The organism is Aequorivita sp. CIP111184, assembly GCF_900489465.1.
GTDB lineage: Bacteria > Bacteroidota > Bacteroidia > Flavobacteriales > Flavobacteriaceae > Aequorivita.
In genome coordinates, this window is record NZ_UEFQ01000024.1 from 245,483 (window position 1) to 262,679 (window position 17,197).

Below are 17,197 nucleotides of genomic sequence, written 5' to 3' on the forward strand. Positions count from 1 at the left end.
TTGTAAATATCCCAATCTTTAGGGCAGGAATTTATTATCCTTTATTTTTTTAATTTTCCCCTTCATCTTCTTCATCATTTCAGGATTTTTATCCATCATTTTCTGCATCATTTCTTCCATCATTTCAGGATTTTCATTCATCATTTGCACCATCTTTGCTTTCATCTCGTTTTTCATCATTTTGTTGTTTTGGATTTCATCCATCAGCATTTTCCGGCTCTCTTCATTCTCCATCATTTTACCGAGCATTTTGGATTGCATCTTTTGCATCATTTCAGGGTTTTTCTCCATCATCATCTGCATTTTGGATTGCATCATTTGCATCATTTCTGGATTTTTTTCCATCATCATCTGCATATGGGCTTGCATTTTTCCCTTCATTTCGGGGTTTTTGTCCATCATCATTTTCATGTTTCCGGATTCCATCTTTTCCATATGTTGCTGCATTATTATCTTTTGTGCCCCTTCATCTTGTTGTGCCAAGGCGATAAATTCACTAAGTTGGCTTGGGTTCGCAATTATTTCCTGGTACACAGCATTTCGATTGGCTTGAGTTTCCATTGTTTCAGTGGCATTAAATGTTGATTTACAGCTGATCATTGTTCCCACTAATCCGATTACCATTAAAATTTTTACTGTTGTTGTTCTTGTATTTTTCATTTTTATTAATTTTAAATTATTTATATACATTTTTTATTCTTACCCTGTTTCAACCAATTTTCAAAGGTTCTTAAATTCATTGGCTCATGAAAATTAGGCATTGCTACTTTCAGATTTTTTGTAGTGGAAGACCTAACGTGATCCAGTCATGCATTCCTCCCCTGTAATATAAAATCCTATTAGCTGGATAACCTGCATCCAAAAGGTTCTTTATAGCTGTTGATGATTGAGGGCATTGTGGGCCATTACAAAAAAATATACTGGGGTTGCTCTCGTCCAATTCATCCATTCTTCCTACCAACTCGTCATAGGGAATATTTTTTGAGCCCGGAATAGTTACGCCATCAGAGGTATCAGGTTTTCGCGCATCGATAATGGGCAAACCCTTCATGTGGTGCTGATATACTTCTAATTCACCAACCGTATGCACGGATTGTGCTGCCTTTATCGATTGAATACTGCCCCATGTTGTATCAACTTCCACTAAGTCAGGTTCTGTTCCTATATTTTTGGGAATCATATGGTTCCTATCTCTTTTGGGGGTTCTAATCTCTGATATATCCCTAATTTTTGCCCTTAGATCATTTATTATAGCTATTTCGGGCATACCAACAGAGGCTACTTTCTCATCTACAATCAATAACGGTGAGTGTTTTAATTGATATTTTTCAAATATCTCGGGATGATCCTCAAAATAATTTACTTTGTAGGGCAACCAAGCTTCTTGAAACAATTTCTCAAGCGAAGGTCTATGAGGACAGGTTTTTGTTGCTGCTATTAAAATTTTCATAAAAGTTTTCTTTAATTAATTAGTGTTAAAAATATTTTAAATTTTATATCTCTAGTATTTCGATGAATCGTGCATTTTGGCTTTCAAGAATTATCCATTAATAAAATTAATACTGCCTATTTTCTTTAATGGGTGTTTTTATGTCAAATTCTTTTGTTACGGCATAATTTCAAGTTTTCAGCTATAACTTGATTTTTCAGGCCATTCTATCCATGGAATGTCTTTTTCAATGTCAAAATCTATTGGTCATTTTCTCTTTTTGTAATTGAAAAATATTACCATCAGTACTATTAAAATTAGAGGTATGGCAATCCACCAGCCCATATGCATTCCCCAGTAATAGTAATCTCCGTTATTGTGCATCATTGTGTGTACACCTGTATCTTGTTTGCAACTGTTTAAGCTTAAAAGCCCAATTGCGGATAAAATAATTACTAGTGTTTTCATAATATTTAATTTTAGATTACTATTTATTTAATTTGTTTTGATTCTAGTTTATGATTATAATTTGTTGTTTATCCATTTTTAAAAAGCCTTATAATTTTTCGATTACATTTTCTAGCATTGAAGTGGTTTCATTGGCAACATCGTCCAATTTTTTATTTTCTACAGCCTGCAATGCCATTGGCTATAACGGTTTACCTTAGCTCAAATGCCGGGGAAGTTTTTTTTAATTGTTCAAACAAGTAAACCGAAAAAATCTGTCCGCCATAGACCAGATAACGACTAACTCTAAAATCACTTAAATTCCAAATGCGAAACGGCATTTACTTGATTGGTTTGTCATGCGTAATTTATTGGAGCTTATTTCTAAGTCGGGACCGAAACTGGTTGTGGCAATTAACACAGCTTTGTTGGAGGATATCATATTGACTCAATATTTCCGACATTTTATTTTGTTGTGCGGCCTTACTGATAGCTGCGGCACGATCATGTACCACCATATCAATTCGTACAAACTCCTGTATATCTTCTCCCAAGTTCTTTTTGATAATTTGCATCTGTCCGGGATTGATTTCCAAATGGTGGCTTATACGGTAAGCCGCACTGTCAATCATAGGATAATTCTCTATAAAAACACCTTCGTTTATCTGTTTCATGTCTGCCATCAGTCGATACATGATTGGTAAAAGTTCATCAGATTCCGTTAACTGTTTGTTTTGAGCATTGCTTTGCTCTTTTTTACTGTCTTTACAAGACATTGCTGTTAGGCTTACAAAAACCATTACCATAATTGTTATTGTTAATTTTACCCTTTTCATTTTGTCTTGATTTAAGTTTATGATTATAATTTGTTGTTTATCTATTCTTTAAAAGGATTTATAATTTTTTAATTACATTTTCTAGCATTGAAGTTATTTCATTGGCAACATCGTTCAATTTTTCATTTTCTACAGCCTGCATTGATGCCATTGGGTTTACCGCGGCTACCTCAATAACTCCATCTTCAATTTCCTGTACTATGACATTGCAGGGCAACATCGTTCCAATTTTATCTTCTGCCTGCAAGGCTTTATGCGCATATGGCGGATTACAAGCTCCAAGGATCCTATACTTTTTAAAGTTCACATCCAATTTTTTCTTTAAGGTTGCGGTTACATCAATTTCTGTGAGTTTACCAAAACCTTCATCTTTTCAATCCTTTTGTAACTTTATCGATTACTTCTTCAAAAGTGCCTTTTACATTTTTATTAAAATAATAGTTCATAATTTTTTAATTTTTAGTGTTCAACGTTCGTTTTTGTTCTTCATATTCTTCTTTGGATATTTCGCCCTTGGCGAATCGGTTGTCCAGAGTATCCATAGGATTTTCTCTTTTCCCTGTATTTTGTCTATTTCTTCCATTATACAGAAATACGACCAATACAAGCACAACTGGTATCAGTATCCACGACCACATCATCATAATTGTATCGTTTTAGTAATTAACTAATTGTTTTTATTTGTAAATATCCCAATCCTTAGGGCAGGAATTTATGATCCTTTATTTTTTCATTTTCCCTTTCATCTTCTTCATCATTTCAGGATTTTTCTCCATCATTTTCTGCATCATTTCTTCCATCATTTCAGGGTTTTCATACATCATTTGCACCATCTTTGCTTTCATCTCGTTTTTCATCATTTTGTTGTTTTGGATTTCATCCATCAGCATTTTCCGGCTCTCTTCATTCTCCATCATTTTACCGAGCATTTTGGATTGCATCTTTTGCATCATTTCAGGGTTTTTATCCATCATCATCTGCATTTTGGATTGCATCATTTGCATCATTTCTGGATTTTTTTCCATCATCATCTGCATATGGGCTTGCATTTTTCCCTTCATTTCGGGGTTTTTGTCCATCATCATTTTCATGTTTCCGGATTCCATCTTTTCCATATGTTGCTGCATCATTATCTTTTGAGCCCCTGCATTTTGTTGCGCCAGGCCGATAAATTCACTAAGTTGGCTTGGGTTCGCAATTATTTCCTGGTACACAGCATTTCGATTGGCTTGAGTTTCCATTGTTTCAGTGGCATTAAATGTTGATTTACAGCTAACCAATGTGCCTACTGCTCCGATAATCATTAAGGTTTTTACAATTGTTTTCATTTTATTTTGAATTTAGATTAATACTCTTTTATATAAAATTGTTGTTTATTCGTTTTTTGAATCAATGTTCCGTTTCATTTGTAGCCTGCCCAAATCCTTAGGGCAGGAGTTGAGTCTATTATTCTTTATTTTTCATTTTCCCTTTCATCTTCTTCATCATTTCAGGATTTTTCTCCATCATTTTCTGCATCATTTCTTCCATCATTTCAGGGTTTTCATACATCATTTGCACCATCTTTGCTTTCATCTCGTTTTTCATCATTTTGTTGTTTTGGATTTCATCCATCAGCATTTTACGGCTCTCTTCATTCTCCATCATTTTACCGAGCATTTTGGATTGCATCTTTTGCATCATTTCAGGGTTTTTCTCCATCATCATCTGCATTTTGGATTGCATCATTTGCATCATTTCTGGATTTTTTTCCATCATCATCTGCATATGGGCTTGCATTTTTCCCTTCATTTCGGGGTTTTTGTCCATCATCATTTTCATGTTTCCGGATTCCATCTTTTCCATATGTTGCTGCATCATTATCTTTTGTGCCCCTTCATCTTGTTGTGCCAAGGCGATAAATTCACTAAGTTGGCTTGGGTTCGCAATTATTTCCTGGTACACCGCATTTCGATTGGCTTGAGTTTCCATTGTTTCAGTGGCATTAAATGTTGATTTACAGCTAACCAACGTGGCTATTGCTCCGATAATCATTAAGGTTTTTACAATTGTTTTCATATTCTTCATTTTTAGATAATTAAACATTTATTTTAAACTGATTTTTTATTTTTTGGGAATTGATTTATTTCATTCAATTTTAAAGTTCCTCATCATTCCCATATCTTCGTGTTCTAAATTATGGCAATGATATAGGAACAATCCTTTGAAATCCTCAAAACGCATTACGAGATCCATGTACATTCCAGGTAGTAGGTACACGCTATCCTGCCATCCTTCGTCTATGAACCCGTCTTTAACGGCATTCCATAGGTTTTGGTCAACATTTTCAATATTTCTGTTTATAATATTGAACTGCAATTGATGAATGTGCACAGGATGTGGCATCTGCATCATATTCCCCATACCACGATTGTTTCCCATCATACCACCTCCATCATTTTGACCTTCAATAGAAATGTTCCCTCCATTGTTAATTCGCCAAATCTCAGTTGTATTTAGCTTTACGATTTCATCATCCGCTACTTCCATACCGTTGTAGGTTCTTCCGTTTATTGTCCATTTCATCATTCCCTCCATTCCAAAATTGAATGTTCTTGGGAAAGTCCTGTTCGTTGCATCGGCTAGGTTCAAAGTTGTAAAAGCTGATAATTCATCTGGCAGGCTGGCATCATTCTTTTTTGAAGTTCCTACATTGATTTTGAGAACATCAAATTGACTGTTGTAAGGCAGCGAATTATCACTTTGGTTTCCCATCATTCCACCACCCATCATCCCACTACCCATCATAGTGTCTAATGGTATGGGTAGGTGGACTAACTTTAACTCCTCATTTTCGGATTTTTTAGATAAATCGAGCCAAACGTCAACCCGTTGAGCGGGACCCAACAATAAATAAGGTAATGTTTTATGACTCGCCAAGAGCCCACCATCTACACCAATAACGGTAATGGATTCTCCTGTATTCCATGCCAATTTGTAAGCGCGGGAGTTAGAACCATTGAGCAGTCGTAAACGATATTTTCCATCTTTATTTAAAGAAAGACCTTTGTCTATTTTTCCATTAATAAGTATCCGATTACCCAAAAAGCCGCGCATTTGATCCATTCTTCCATTTGGCAAATAGACCAATTGGTGATTTTCATCAAAAGTTCTGTCCTGAATAACAACAGGAATATCAAAATCCCCAGTTGGCAGGTTCAAGGCTTTCTCCTCTTCATCCGTAACGATGAACAAACCTGCCAGCCCTTTATAAACCTGTTCTCCAGTATGACCGTGAGGATGCGGATGAAACCAATAGGTGCCCGCCCTGTTCATAACTTCAAACTCATAGATATAAGTTTCCCCTTTGTCTATTACGTGTTCCGGATGACCGTCATTCTCGTGCGAAACGTGCAGCCCGTGCCAGTGAATTATGGATTTGGCGGGAATTTCATTTTCAAACCGTATCCGTACTCTGTCTCCTTTATTTACCCGTATTATGGGGCCGAGAGCACTTCCTACTAAATGTTGTAAGGTTTGTTTACCCCCTTTTATTAAAGAACCCTTGTATGAATAGGTATCCGTATTTTTGTCGGATAGAATTTTAGTACTTGACTGCACCGCCTTTAACTGTATATCGATGTCGGGATTGAAATCGTTATTGACAGCGTTTCCAACATTGGGATGAGCGGAAGCCGTATCGGATCTACAGGAGCTAATTAATGGCATAAAGTATAGACCGCTTGTTGCAAGACCTACAGTCCCTACAAAATTTCTTCTGGTATATTGTTTTTTGTCTTTCATCTTCAAATCCTTTTTAATTAAAATCTCACGGATAGTCCTCCACCTGCACCAAAACGGTTATCATAGCTTGCCATCAATGAAAAGTTGCGCGATAAAAAATATTCTACACCGGCACTCCAAGTAATTTCCTTGGAGAAATTATCTCCTGCGGGAAGATCATCCACCCATCCAAAATCTGCTTGATATTCATACTTTCCGAAGATCGCCGTTCGTGGAAATATGAGAATCTCACGGCTCAAACTAATCTGTGGTCTTAATTTATTATCGATTCGCACATCGAGATCAAATAGATAAGGGGTTAAAAATCGTATCCCCGCAATGGCAGTCGTTGTTATCTCGTCCATACTATCTCTCACATCATTTTCAATATTCACACCACCAAAAACCCTTAAATAATCATGAAGGTAACGTTCGTAGGTCACTTCAGATTCCAGGTTTTGGTTCCAGCCATATTCTGCCGAAACATTAAATTGATTACGAATATTGGAAGCAACAAAATCAAATGATGTCTTGTGTGAAGCAGCATCTACCAATGACCAAGCGTAGAATGGATCCGTTTCATTAATTAATTTTGAAACAGGATGTTTTTCCATTCTCGGATCGCGTGGTGTGTCGTAACTTATGATCCTGTCCATTCCCGCATTCATATGGTAGAGGATGTGGCAATGTAAAAACCAATCGCCGTATTCATCACCATTGTTGCCACTAAACTCTATGGTAACTTCCTGCATTGGAGGTACGTTTACCGTATGTTTTAAGGGAGAATACTCGCCGTTTTTGTTGATGACCCTAAAGAAATGGCCGTGCAAGTGCATAGGATGGTGCATCATCGTTAGGTTGTTATAAGTAATTCTGGTTATTCCGTTGCCATTTATCTTTATCTTATCGGTCTCGCTCAACGGAACACCGTTCATACTCCATATATAACGGTTCATATTTCCTGTAAGGTTCAGCAGTATTTCCTTTACAGGAAGATTTTGATCATAGGAAGTTTTTTCTGGTGCTTTGAGATAATCGTAATTATATTCTGAAAACATACCTGCCCGTCCCTGCCCGACGGAGTCATTCAGGCGGGCGGCAGGCGGGTCCATTCCATCCATTTGCATATCATCTTTCTTCATAATCATACCATCCATATTTGTAGATGAATCCTTCTTCATTCCTGCCTTGCCGGCAGGCAGTTCCATTTGTGAGTGGTCCATTTTACCATTATCCATATCCATCTTCATTCCGTATTCTTCCTTCATCTCATAACGCTCATCTTTTTTAGGTTGGAATTTTAAGGCGTGTGCACCCATCTTCATATCCATTTTTGCCATTTGCTGCATCATCTTGATTTTATCGGGTTTCGGAATGACTTCCGCCGGAAGGGTTTTGCCCTTTCCAATATATGCTGTGGTAGTTCCCGAACCATCCTGCGCCATTGCCCGGAACTCAATCTTTCCGTTTTGTGGAATGGTTACTATAAAGTCGTAGGTTTCTGCGGTGCCGATAAACGTTTTATTGTGGGCAACGGGAACAACGTCCTTTCCGTCGGATGAAACCAACATTGGGGTTTCGCCACCGAAGGTCATCCAAAATTGGGAAGATGCCGAACCGTTTATAATCCGCAACCGTACTTTTTCGCCTGATTCAAATTCCGGGTATTCCACTGATTCTTCTCCATTAATCAAAAATGCGGGATAATAGACATCGGCAATGTCCGCGCCTTCCATCCGTTGCCGCCAAAAATCGAGCTGTGCCCCAAATGCTCCTCGGGCAACAACTTGATTCAAGGGTGTGGAAGTACCCTTTTTCATTTGATACCATTCATTCCCACGTTTAAGATTACGCATAACGTTTTTAGGATTTTCGTTGGTCCAATCAGAAAGCATCAACACCAAATCTTTATCATAGTCCAATGTTTTTTCTTTTGGATTGATTAAAAGAGACCCAAAAACACCACTTTGTTCCTGAAACATGGTGTGCGAATGATACCAGTACGTTCCATTTTGTCTTATAGGAAATTCATATTTAAAGGTGGTGCCGGCTTTTATGGGTGGCGTTGTTAAATAGGGCACTCCATCAAAAAAGTTGGGCAATAGTAATCCGTGCCAATGCACCGAAGTTTCAACGCTCATTTCGTTTTTCACGTAAATGACCGCATATTCGCCTTCAGTAAATTCAAGTGTTGGCCCGGGGACCGTTCCGTTTACGGTCATTCCCATAACTTCCTTTCCAGTTTTGTTTACCATTTCTTCCTTAAGAGTCAATGTATATTCGTGAACCGGTAAATTATCAACATTGCCTTCTACCGACTGCGCAAAGAGAGTCTGACCAGTGATTGCGATAAGAATTATAACTAATTGGATATTTTTCATTTTTAAAATTTTTATCAAGTTTATTGATTATAAATTTACGTTGTTCTGATGTTTTATTTACTATACAACACTCATAATTAGTTGGTCAAGTAGTTAATAAGAGCAGATTGAACATAATAAAGTTTTATGGTCTCTATCTGTCCCATTTGAAACTTCAATTGCAGTTCCTGAATATCCAGAACATCATTAAAATCGATAGTTCCAGTTTCATAATTTTTGATGAGGATTTCTTCGGCGTCTTCAGCTTGTTTCAGGTTATTCTCTTGTGTGTTGAACTTGATTCGGGACTGGTTACGTTGCGATATGGCTTTAGACAAATCCGCTCTAAGCACATTCAGGCGTTCATCTTTTTGGGATTGTATTTCCTGTTTGCGCAGTTCATTCTGTTTGGTTTGTGATTTATATTTATTATTGAAAATTGGTATTGACACCGACACCATTGGCATTATCATATCTTTGTAAGAACTGGTAATCATTGGACTATTTTCTTGATTGATATACTCCACTCCAAAACCTATCATCGGACCACTTTCCTTTTGGTTTAACAACTCTGACTGCTCAACAGACTCATAAAGTTTATCATATTTAAGCAACTCTGGGTTTACAGCCAAGCTCTCGTAGCTATAAAAATTGTCGTTTTCTGGAATCTCCAGAGCGGAAACCACTGAGACATCTTTATCATATTGGCGGTTCATTAAACTGTTCAAAGCTGCCTGTATGCCCTTGTTTTGTTGAATTAAAACATCTTTTTCCTGTTTTAGCTCGTTCTGTCTAATCTGTAATCGCAACACATCCACTGCCGAAGCCTTACCCACTTCTAAAGAAGTGAGCGCAAGGCGTTCATAGGTCTCCAAGAGTGTTATGTTTTCATCAAGCACTTCCTGTTTGGCCCTGATATCATAGAGGAGATAATAGAATTGTGAAACGGAAAGCGCGAGCTTTCGTTTAGCAATAGTTACTTCCACAAATTGAGCGTCTGCCATTGACGACGCATAATCTTCCCTTGCGGAAATAGTCCCAAACCACGGTAACATTTGCATTACGGAAACTTTAAAACGTTCCATAGGCATATCCATCTCAGGAGCGATGGCCATAACACCAAAATTAAATTCGGTATTTGGTAAAGTGTTAACTTCGTTTACTTTTTCAGAAGCAATCTTATACTGAAGATCAAACTTTTGAATCTCTGGACTATTGGATATTGCTTCCTGAATAAGGTTTTCTAAATCTTGTGCTTTTGCGAAAGTTGAAACAAACAACACACAGATTAAAATTATTATACGTTTCATTTTGCTGTGTTTTTAAGTTTAACTTCGGCTCTCCAACTATACAATACCGGAACCACAAATAAGGTAATCAATGCTATTAGCATACCTCCAAAACTTGGAATTGCCATAGGAATCATAATATCGCTTCCACGCCCAGTGGATGTTAAAACCGGCAATAGTGCCAATATGGTTGTTGCGGTGGTCATCAAACAAGGACGAATACGTTTTTCTCCAGCTTCAACTACAGCGGCTCTTATTTCCTGTTTTGTTTCGGGTGTATTTCTATCAAAGGTTTGGGTCAGGTAAGTTGCCATTACAACCCCATCATCTGTTGCAATACCGAACAAAGCAATAAAACCAACCCAAACGGCAACACTTAAATTTATAGTGTGCATTTGAAAGAGGTCTCGCAAATTTTCTCCAAAGAAATTAAAGTTTAAAAACCAACCCTGTCCATAGAACCAAATCATTATAAAACCACCTGCAAATGCTACGGCAATGCCCGTAAAAACCATTAAGGAGGTTGCTACAGAGCGGAATTGGAAATACAAAATCAAAAAGATAATCGCCAACGCTAAAGGCACAACAACTGATAAGGTTTTCTCTGCTCGTAATTGGTTTTCATACGTTCCCGTGAACTGATAGTTGATACCTTTAGGCACAATCAATTCTCCTGAATCGATTTTCCCTTGAATAAGTGCTTGTGCATTTTCCACCACATCCACTTCAGCAAACCCATCAATTTTATCAAAAAGAACGTATCCAACTAGGAAAGTGTCCTCACTCTTTATTACTTGCGGCCCTTGCTCATATCTAATAGTAACAAGCTCACTTAGTGGAACCGGACTTCCATTTTCCACAGGAACATAAATGTCATTTAGATCATTTGGATTGGCACGCAACTCCCTTGGATAACGCACTCGGATACCATAACGCTCTCTTCCTTCTACGGTTTGTGTTAGTACCATCCCTCCCACGGACACCTGTATAACTTGCTGCACTTGTTCTACGGTAATTCCATATCGGGCAAGTCGGTCTCTATCTATATCCAATAATAGATATGGTTTACCTACAATACGATCAGCAAATACGGCTTCATTCTTGACACCTTCTGCTTGTTTTAATAATCCTTCCAACTTCAGTCCAAAGGCTTCAATTTCTTTTAAATCCTGCCCTTTTACCTTAATTCCCATTGGTGCTCGCATCCCTGTTTGCAACATCACTAATCGTGTTTCAATAGGTTGTAACTTAGGTGCTGAAGTAACTCCGGGAAGCTTTGTAACCCTAACAATCTCCTTCCAAATATCATCTGGGGATTTAATTTCTGGCCTCCAGTTTCTAAAGTATTCCCCATCATCATCTGGAATAAGTTGTGAATTAGTCACAGAGAAAGGGTTTTTAATTTTGGATGCTTCGTAATTAGAATTGTTATCCTCTATTTCGTTATTTGGATTTGTAACCAAACTTCCATCCTTGAGAACAAATAATCCATCTTTATTTACTTTAAAGCGCTGTCTTTTTCTTTTGTCGTTTAGTTTGTATTCTGATTTGTATTGAATTATGTTTTCATACATCGATAAAGGTGCTGGATCTAATGCCGATTCTGTACGACCTGATTTACCAACGACTGTTTCAATCTCTGGAAGGCTTGCTACTGCCATATCCAGTTGCTGTAAAACACGTTTATTCTCTTCAACTCCAGCGTGTGGCATTGATGTGGGCATCAACAGAAAGGAACCTTCATTAAGAGAAGGCATAAATTCTTTACCGGTATCGCGCATAATCAACACCCCTAAAATTATAATGACGGTAGGTACGGAAAGAAATAACAGCTTATTCCGCAATGCCCAATTTAAGATTCGCACATAATACTTTCTAAAAAGTGTAAACACTCCCAAAAGACCAAAACAGATAAGACCTACAAAAATAAAATTTATAAAAATGGTTCGATCTACTCCCAATGGTCTCCAGTACTCAGCCAATAAAAATATAATAGCAAAGGCAGACACAAATATGTTAATGATATTGGCACGTTTTGGGGTAATCTTTTCCTTTAACGAGAGGATACCAACTACACCAAATGCCACCAATATTAATCCTAGGGGGTATCCAAAAACAACTGCCAAAATACCTAGAATGACCAATGCCCCATTTAACATATAACTAAAGGATGTCTTTATGTTACGCTTTTTAAACAAATAAGCTGCAAACGGTGGAATTAAAAATAAGGCCACAATTAGGGAGGCGGTTAAAGCAGAAGTTTTGGTAAATGCCAATGGCCTAAACAATTTACCTTCAGCTCCAATCATTGTGAATACAGGAATGAAACTTATAATAGTGGTCATAACCGCCGTCAATATAGCTCCAGAGACTTCGGCAGTCGCATTATAAACGACGGTGTTCATTGGCACGTTCTCATCGTTTTCATCAATATGCCGCAGTATATTTTCCGTGAGAATAACACCCACATCAACCATAGTACCAATAGCAATTGCAATACCAGATAGTGCAACAATATTGGCATCTACATTAAACAGTTTCATCGAAATGAAAACCATTAATACCGCTACTGGCAAGAGACCAGATATTAATATTGAAGCTCTTAAATTGAATACCATTATGACTATTACGAAAATGGTAATTAAGATTTCTAATGATAGTGCCTCGTTTAGTGTCCCCAATGTTTCTTGAATAAGTTCTGTTCTGTCATAAAAGGGTACAACTGTAAGCTGCGACGTTCTACCATCACTCAATGTTTTAGAGGGTAAACCTGAACTTAATTCATTAATTTTTTCTTTTACGTTATTGATGACTTCCATAGGGTTTGCCCCATAACGTGCCACCACAACACCACCAACAACTTCTGCTCCTTCCTTATCCAAAAGTCCCCTCCTAGTGGCAGGTCCGTGAGAAACTTTTGCAATGTCCTTTAAGCGTATTGAGGTGAAATTTTCTGAGGTAACCACAGCATTTTCTAGATCAGCAATGGATTTGACGTATCCTAAGCCACGTATAAGATATTCTGCTTGATTTATTTCTAGGGTTTGCGCCCCAACATCTTTATTACTTTGTTTAACTGCTTTAACAACTTCGTTTAAACCAATCTTATACTGTTTCATCAACTCTGGGTTGACATCTACTTGGTATTCCAAAACATAGCCACCAATAGAAGCTACTTCAGAAACTCCGCTTGCCGAAGACAACGCGTATTTCACGTAGAAATCTTGAATACTTCGCAATTCCTGTAAATCCCATCCACCAGTTACATTTCCGTCTTTATCACGACCTTCAAGGGTGTACCAATAAATTTGCCCCAGACCAGTTGCATCTGGCCCTAATGCTGGATTCACTCCTTCAGGTAGGAGTCCAGCTGGTAAGGAATTTAACTTCTCTAGTATTCGACTTCGGCTCCAGTAAAATTCAATATCTTCTTCAAAAATGATGTAGATACTAGAAAAGCCAAACATAGAAGAACTACGTATGGTCTTGACTCCCGGGATCCCAAGAAGCGAAGTGGTTAAAGGATAAGTAATTTGGTCCTCAATATCTTGTGGGGAACGACCATCCCATTTTGTAAATACAATTTGTTGATTTTCGCCTATATCAGGGATGGCATCAACGGCTACAGGGTTACGTGGAAGCGAGCCAGTATTCCATTCAAACGGGGCATTTATAACACCCCAACCCACAAATAAAACAAGTAGTAAAACGGCTACAAGTTTATTCTCTATGAGAAATTTTATGCTTTTATTTAGCATTGGTATTGATTTTTAAACAGTTATACTTGGTGTAACATTCTGATGCAATCAGAAAATTAAACACAACGAAATGACCCCAGAATGGTGATAACCATTGGGATAATCTTTCCGATAGTTATCGGAAACTGTTTAAAATCAAATTAAATAAGTCTCGTGTAGCTTTTGTATATCCCGTATGAGAAAGGGAGCTGCATAATCTCTAAAAGGAACGATGTTCGTATCCAGAACATCAAAGAGATTAATATAAGAATGGAAAAAAGTTGCAACAAAGACTTGTTGCTCAAAATTTAATGTGTTAAAAGATATTTTTAAGTCATCTTGACCTTCAATAACTGCTTGCGTTTCTGAACAGCATGAATCATCCTGAACTTTACTTTTACAATCATTTTCAGATTGTTGTTGCTCCATTCCGCAGGTCTCAACGTGTCCAAATAAAGAAGAATCAACTAAAATATCGCCACAATAATGACTAGCAACAGTAAAAGACACAGTTGATAGCAGCACTATAAGTGCCATACTAAAAGATAATATTTTATGGAGAACCTCTTTCATTAATACTACAAATGTATATAAAAAAAATATACCAGCGTACGTTTAACACTTTTTTCGGATTTAAGGACATAAGTATTCCGTCGTGAGGCTTCTATAGGTTTGTCAAGAAAAAGTATATGACGAAGGTCATATACTAGTCGAAACTTTAAAATTATCTTAGCAGACACTAATTTTATAAACTAACCGCAAACTATTGAAAATTAATTAATTGAAAAATCATACGAAATTTAAAAAAGCTGAATATTAAATAAAATACCATATCTTTAAAACGTGAAACCTTTATTTACTAGAATATTATCCTTCTTTTTAGCAGTTTTCATACTGTTCTCTACCTCTTCTTTCTCGGTAGATATGCACTTTTGTTGTAATGAATTGGTGGATATGGCTTTTTTTGGTAAAGCAGAATCTTGTAAGGGCATTGTTAATATAAAAGATAATACCTCCAAGCAATGCAATTCAATGCAAGAAAAAGAATGCTGTGATAATCAGACTTTGTTGAAGCAAGGAGATGATACCTTCAAAAAATCAAATACCATATTAGAAAACGAGACTCTCGTTTTCATCAATACTTTCTTTTATACCTATATCAATCTCTTTGAGGGACTAGATAGAAATGTAATTTCTTTTCAGACCTATAGGCCGCCTCTCCTATCTTTAGATATAATTATTCTCAACGAGACCTTCTTAATTTAAAATTCTACATCGCAGGTTAAATTTAATCTGTACCACCTCTATAGCCAAAGTATCACTTCTGGCTAACATTTGTTGTACCCTATTCTCAACAAACCTCCATCACAAACCCGGACATTAAACCATTGGCTTAAAACCCAATGACAACACATTCATTACTATGAGCAAATCAATAGAATTTTGGATTAAAAATATGGTCTGTAATCGTTGCCTTAAAGTTATTGAACAGGAATTACAGGAACTTGGAGTGACCGTACTTTCGTTGGAGTTGGGAAGACTATTGGTAGAAGCACCAGAAAAAACCAACAATGAAATCCTCGATGCAGTAACAATTGTACTACACGCTAATGATTTCGAAATCGTGCAGAATGAAGAAGAAATGCTCACAGAAAGAATCAAGATTATTCTAATTGAACAATTACAAGAGTTACCACTACACATTAAGGTAAAAATATCTGAACTATTGGCATCAAGTCTTCATAAGGATTACAAGGCATTAAGCAAATTATTTTCTGCCAATGAAAAGACAACCATCGAAAAATACTTTATCAAACTTAAGATAGAGAAAGTCAAAGAGCTCATTCAGCTTAAACAACATTCATTTTCAGATATAGGATACTTATTGGACTACAGCAGTGTCAACCATTTGTCCAGACAGTTTAAAGAAATAATTGGAGTGAGTATGACCGATTATAAAAATACGGAAAATTGGAAACGGAATTTTTATGATGAAATTATATAGATAACAACGAAAGTTATGCAGACAATAAAAATTCAAAATAAATAATTTTAACTAATAAATTTAAAACAAACAACTATGAAAACACTAGCAATTATTTTATCGACAATTGGACTTTTAAGCTTAAACAGTTGCAAACAAGAAACAGACCCTCAATCATTAATGGATAATCCTGAAACTCGTTCGGAGGTTTTTAATACCATTACCCAAAATGACGATTATATGGCCGAGTTTATGGAAAGTATGCCGGACAACCAACACACAATGCAAATGATGCAGGGCAATAAAAAAATGATGGGCTCTATGATGAAGGGAGAAGGAATGCAAATGATGATGAAAGACAGTACAATGATGCGCTCAATGATGAACGGAATGATGAATGACGGAAAAATGATGGGAACTATGATGAAAATGATGCACCAAAAAGGCATGATGAGCGAAGATTGCATGAAGTCTTGCAAGAAGATGATGGCTGAAAAAGGTATGGACCTGCCTGCCGGCAAGACAGGTATGCAAGGAATGAATATGAGCGACAATATGAATAGCCCAACCAAAGACGATCATACCGAGCATCATTAATTTATGACAACTTAAAAAACTAAAATTATGAAAAATCACTGGTTATGGATGGTTCTGGGTTGTGGATTACCACTCCTATTTATATTCCTTGCCCCTTCATTGGGTATTGGAGGTGGCACGGCACTGTTTACTTTTTTCATAGTGATGTTTGCCTTTCACTTAATGATGCCAATGAAACACGGCGGCCATACCCACGGGTTGTCTGATGAAAATATGAACAGAAAAAGAAAAGAGGATGACCCAGAACACAAAGACCATCATCATTAAAAACAAAACAATGAAACAAAAATTTCAAATAAACGGAATCGGTTGTGGCGGTTGTGTCGCTAGGGTCAAAAAGACTTTAGAAGAACACCCCAGCATTGAGAAAGTCGAGATTTTCCTGGCGCCAAAAGGTGCTACACTTATCACAATGAAAGAAGTTCTTTCAGTAGCTGAGCTACAAAAACAGCTCAGTGACCTTGACGGATATACAATAACTGAAACAAATCAATAACAATTTAAAACTAAAAATTATGCACTATTACGACGGAAGTTTTTGGGGAATGCACCTAATATGGTGGATTATATGGGTCATATTAATCGCTTGGATATTCTTTATCCCAGCAGACATCCCTTATCAAAAATCAAAGAAAGAAAGCCCACTGGATATTTTGAAAATGCGTTTTGCCAAGGGCGAAATATCCAAGGAAGAATTTGAAGTGTCAAAAAAGATTTTGACTTCAGGCAGTACTAAAAACATTAATTCTTAAAAAC

The 17,197-nt window shown here is 36.9% G+C and carries 18 protein-coding genes and 1 pseudogene; 6 read left to right on the forward strand and 13 right to left on the reverse strand.

Going from position 1 to position 17,197, the window contains the following annotated elements; all coding sequences use genetic code 11:
- Positions 1 to 18: 18 nt before the first annotated feature.
- The 13 genes and pseudogenes from AEQU1_RS10340 to AEQU1_RS10400 all read right to left on the reverse strand — a co-directional run bounded on the left by AEQU1_RS10340 (position 19) and on the right by AEQU1_RS10400 (position 14,433).
- The gene (locus tag AEQU1_RS10340) at positions 19 to 660 is read right to left on the reverse strand and encodes a hypothetical protein (RefSeq protein WP_111881395.1); all 642 of its coding nucleotides are present in this window, start codon (positions 658 to 660) and stop codon (positions 19 to 21) included.
- Between the two features lie 109 nt (positions 661 to 769).
- Positions 770 to 1,450 carry a rhodanese-like domain-containing protein gene (locus AEQU1_RS10345; protein WP_111880918.1) on the reverse strand — a complete coding sequence of 227 codons (681 nt, stop codon included), beginning with the start codon at positions 1,448 to 1,450 and terminating at the stop codon, positions 770 to 772.
- A gap of 246 nt (positions 1,451 to 1,696) precedes the next feature.
- Positions 1,697 to 1,897, reverse strand: a complete 201-nt coding sequence (locus tag AEQU1_RS10350; protein ID WP_111880920.1) for a hypothetical protein — start codon at positions 1,895 to 1,897, stop codon at positions 1,697 to 1,699.
- A gap of 347 nt (positions 1,898 to 2,244) precedes the next feature.
- The gene (locus AEQU1_RS10355; RefSeq protein ID WP_111880921.1) at positions 2,245 to 2,712 is read right to left on the reverse strand and encodes a cytochrome c; all 468 of its coding nucleotides are present in this window, start codon (positions 2,710 to 2,712) and stop codon (positions 2,245 to 2,247) included.
- 58 nt (positions 2,713 to 2,770) lie between these two features.
- A pseudogene (locus tag AEQU1_RS10360) lies at positions 2,771 to 3,158 on the reverse strand (DUF302 domain-containing protein).
- Between the two features lie 6 nt (positions 3,159 to 3,164).
- Complete coding sequence (locus AEQU1_RS10365) at positions 3,165 to 3,356, reverse strand: SHOCT domain-containing protein (protein ID WP_111880923.1); 192 nt, start codon at positions 3,354 to 3,356, stop codon at positions 3,165 to 3,167.
- 78 nt (positions 3,357 to 3,434) lie between these two features.
- Complete coding sequence (locus AEQU1_RS10370; RefSeq protein WP_181566752.1) at positions 3,435 to 4,040, reverse strand: hypothetical protein; 606 nt, start codon at positions 4,038 to 4,040, stop codon at positions 3,435 to 3,437.
- A 118-nt stretch (positions 4,041 to 4,158) separates the two neighbouring features.
- Complete coding sequence (locus tag AEQU1_RS10375; RefSeq protein WP_258455274.1) at positions 4,159 to 4,770, reverse strand: hypothetical protein; 612 nt, start codon at positions 4,768 to 4,770, stop codon at positions 4,159 to 4,161.
- Positions 4,771 to 4,839: 69 nt separating this feature from the next.
- Entirely contained in the window at positions 4,840 to 6,495 is a 1,656-nt protein-coding gene (locus AEQU1_RS10380) for a multicopper oxidase family protein (RefSeq protein WP_111880924.1), read from the reverse strand.
- Positions 6,496 to 6,512: 17 nt separating this feature from the next.
- A complete protein-coding gene (locus AEQU1_RS10385; RefSeq protein WP_111880926.1) occupies positions 6,513 to 8,855 on the reverse strand; it encodes a multicopper oxidase domain-containing protein in 2,343 nt (780 codons plus the stop codon).
- 77 nt (positions 8,856 to 8,932) lie between these two features.
- Positions 8,933 to 10,144, reverse strand: a complete 1,212-nt coding sequence (locus AEQU1_RS10390) for a TolC family protein (RefSeq protein WP_111880928.1) — start codon at positions 10,142 to 10,144, stop codon at positions 8,933 to 8,935.
- Positions 10,141 to 13,881, reverse strand: coding sequence for an efflux RND transporter permease subunit (locus AEQU1_RS10395; protein ID WP_111880929.1), 3,741 nt, complete (start codon positions 13,879 to 13,881; stop codon positions 10,141 to 10,143). The genes AEQU1_RS10390 and AEQU1_RS10395 overlap by 4 nt, the downstream gene beginning before the upstream one ends.
- A gap of 135 nt (positions 13,882 to 14,016) precedes the next feature.
- Positions 14,017 to 14,433 (reverse strand): HYC_CC_PP family protein, encoded by a 417-nt coding sequence (locus tag AEQU1_RS10400; protein ID WP_111880931.1) that lies wholly within the window; start codon positions 14,431 to 14,433, stop codon positions 14,017 to 14,019.
- Positions 14,434 to 14,703: 270 nt separating this feature from the next.
- Between AEQU1_RS10400 and AEQU1_RS16440 the strand changes: the two genes are divergently transcribed.
- The 6 genes from AEQU1_RS16440 to AEQU1_RS10425 all read left to right on the forward strand — a co-directional run bounded on the left by AEQU1_RS16440 (position 14,704) and on the right by AEQU1_RS10425 (position 17,193).
- Positions 14,704 to 15,126: an HYC_CC_PP family protein gene (locus AEQU1_RS16440; RefSeq protein ID WP_111880933.1), complete on the forward strand. Its 423-nt coding sequence runs from the start codon at positions 14,704 to 14,706 to the stop codon at positions 15,124 to 15,126.
- A gap of 157 nt (positions 15,127 to 15,283) precedes the next feature.
- The gene (locus tag AEQU1_RS10405; protein WP_111880934.1) at positions 15,284 to 15,865 is read left to right on the forward strand and encodes an AraC family transcriptional regulator; all 582 of its coding nucleotides are present in this window, start codon (positions 15,284 to 15,286) and stop codon (positions 15,863 to 15,865) included.
- A 75-nt stretch (positions 15,866 to 15,940) separates the two neighbouring features.
- Positions 15,941 to 16,441, forward strand: coding sequence for a hypothetical protein (locus AEQU1_RS10410; RefSeq protein ID WP_111880936.1), 501 nt, complete (start codon positions 15,941 to 15,943; stop codon positions 16,439 to 16,441).
- 27 nt (positions 16,442 to 16,468) lie between these two features.
- Positions 16,469 to 16,708, forward strand: coding sequence for a hypothetical protein (locus AEQU1_RS10415; RefSeq protein ID WP_258455275.1), 240 nt, complete (start codon positions 16,469 to 16,471; stop codon positions 16,706 to 16,708).
- 10 nt (positions 16,709 to 16,718) lie between these two features.
- Positions 16,719 to 16,937 (forward strand): heavy-metal-associated domain-containing protein, encoded by a 219-nt coding sequence (locus AEQU1_RS10420; RefSeq protein WP_111880939.1) that lies wholly within the window; start codon positions 16,719 to 16,721, stop codon positions 16,935 to 16,937.
- Positions 16,938 to 16,956: 19 nt separating this feature from the next.
- Positions 16,957 to 17,193, forward strand: a complete 237-nt coding sequence (locus tag AEQU1_RS10425; RefSeq protein ID WP_111880940.1) for an SHOCT domain-containing protein — start codon at positions 16,957 to 16,959, stop codon at positions 17,191 to 17,193.
- The last annotated feature ends 4 nt before the right edge of the window (positions 17,194 to 17,197 follow it).